Here is a 501-nt window from a genome sequence, read left to right as displayed (position 1 = left end):
GTGTCACTTCTTCGCGATTTATTACTTTGTCGAGCCTATCTAAACTTAGCGACCTAAGCCTCACGCGTCAGCGTGGCAAGATCCGCTCGACAAAGAATATCAGACCCGTATTAGCGAGTTTTCACTTCTAACACTTTGGCAGAAAACTGGTACTGCTGAGATTGCGGCACGGCCAGTTTAATGCTCTTACCTTGTTCTGCTTGCTGTGGTCGCAGGTAGGTATCCGCCATTCGTTTGATGGATTGCCAAACCGTGACCTTTTCTTTCGCCAGTTGCTTGCCAGACATATCAAACACTTGTACCTCAACCTCCACCTGAATGACAGATTGAGAGCTTTGGTTGGTGATAGACGTTGGCAGTACCAGTTCACCACCTTCGTAGCTCGCAGAGCCAATCAGTACGTCGACCCCTGAGTCTGACAACTGCATGGTTGGTTTTTTCGCGTTCACAACCACGGTTGTGCCGACGGTTTTTGTTACGACCGGAATTGTCGCAATCGCA

Annotated in this window: 1 protein-coding gene; it reads right to left on the bottom strand. The window is 48.9% G+C overall.

Annotated elements, in window-relative coordinates:
• Positions 1–110: 110 nt before the first annotated feature.
• Positions 111–501 (bottom strand): DUF3157 family protein (locus R7190_RS31280; RefSeq protein WP_318138401.1); only part of this gene is annotated, 391 nt, incomplete at its 5' end.

The organism is Vibrio sp. 1078-1 (assembly GCF_033340475.1).
Note: the sequence above shows the minus strand (reverse complement) of the source record. Positions and strands in the feature narration are given on the sequence as shown.